We start from the raw sequence: 1,704 nt of genomic DNA, 5'->3' as shown, positions 1-1,704 counted from the left end.
GTTAGTGATGCTTATTTTCAAGAAAGTTTTCATTGTAATTCCTCTTTAACGTTTTAAAGAGAATATGGTGGAGAATATCGGAGTCGAACCGATGACCTCCTGCGTGCAAGGCAGGCGCTCTAGCCAACTGAGCTAATCCCCCATAATCGTTAATAAGTAGTCCTGCGCAGATTTGAACTGCGGACCCCTACATTATCAGTGTAGTGCTCTAACCAACTGAGCTACAGGACTATTAATCCGCATTAGCTTAGTATGTTAAAAACACCCTAACGCTATGGGTTATGGTATTGTAAATAGATGAAAGCAAAAATAAAATTAGGTCAAGATTATAACCAAGTCAACTGTCTTCACAGTCAAACTTAATGTCGTATTATCCATCTCCAGAAAGGAGGTGTTCCAGCCACACCTTCCGGTACGGCTACCTTGTTACGACTTAGCCCCAGTTACCAATTTTACCCTAGGACGCTCCTTGCGGTAACGTACTTCAGGCACCCTCGGCTTCCATGGCTTGACGGGCGGTGTGTACAAGGCCCGGGAACGTATTCACCGTATCATTGCTGATATACGATTACTAGCGAATCCAACTTCACGGAGTCGAGTTGCAGACTCCGATCCGAACTGAGACCAGCTTTTGAGATTAGCATCCTGTCACCAGGTAGCTGCCCTTTGTACTGGCCATTGTAACACGTGTGTAGCCCTGGACGTAAGGGCCGTGCTGATTTGACGTCATCCCCACCTTCCTCTCACCTTACGGTGGCAGTCTCGCTAGAGTCCTCAGCATTACCTGCTAGCAACTAACGATAGGGGTTGCGCTCGTTATGGGACTTAACCCGACACCTCACGGCACGAGCTGACGACAACCATGCAGCACCTTGTAAATTGTCCCGAAGGAAAGATCTATTTCTAAACCGGTCAATCTACATTTAAGTCCAGGTAAGGTTCCTCGCGTATCATCGAATTAAACCACATGTTCCTCCGCTTGTGCGGGCCCCCGTCAATTCCTTTGAGTTTCATTCTTGCGAACGTACTCCCCAGGTGGATTACTTAATGCTTTCGCTCAGTCACGCACGATGTATTGTGCACAACGAGTAATCATCGTTTACGGCGTGGACTACCAGGGTATCTAATCCTGTTCGCTCCCCACGCTTTCGTCCATCAGCGTCAATAATGGTTTAGTAAGCTGCCTTCGCAATTGGTGTTCTACGTTATATCTATGCATTTCACCGCTACATAACGTATTCCGCCTACCTCAACCATATTCAAGTTCTTCAGTTTCAATGGCAGTTCCAGAGTTGAGCTCTGGGATTTCACCACTGACTTAAAGAACCGCCTACGGACCCTTTAAACCCAATAAATCCGGATAACGCTCGAATCCTCCGTATTACCGCGGCTGCTGGCACGGAGTTAGCCGATCCTTATTCATACAGTACATTCAAATCGATACACGTATCGACAATTATTCCTGTAAAAAAGCAGTTTACAACCCATAGGGCCGTCATCCTGCACGCGACATGGCTGGTTCAGGCTTTCGCCCATTGACCAATATTCCTCACTGCTGCCTCCCGTAGGAGTCTGGTCCGTGTCTCAGTACCAGTGTGGGGGACTATCCTCTCAGACCCCCTAAGCATCATAGTCTTGGTGAGCCGTTACCTCACCAACAAACTAATGCTACGCATGCCCATCTTATACCACCGGAGTTTTAAT

The 1,704-nt window shown here is 47.3% G+C and carries 2 tRNA genes and 1 rRNA gene; all 3 read right to left on the bottom strand.

Annotated features, from left to right (window positions below):
* Positions 1-65: 65 nt before the first annotated feature.
* Positions 66-142 (bottom strand) — tRNA-Ala (locus ACXR6G_RS20075).
* 15 nt (positions 143-157) lie between these two features.
* Positions 158-231 (bottom strand) — tRNA-Ile (locus ACXR6G_RS20070).
* A 153-nt stretch (positions 232-384) separates the two neighbouring features.
* Positions 385-1,704, bottom strand: a 16S ribosomal RNA gene (locus ACXR6G_RS20065); the annotation flags it as partial.

This window comes from Ancylomarina sp. YFZ004 (assembly GCF_054254355.1).
Note: the sequence above shows the minus strand (reverse complement) of the source record. Positions and strands in the feature narration are given on the sequence as shown.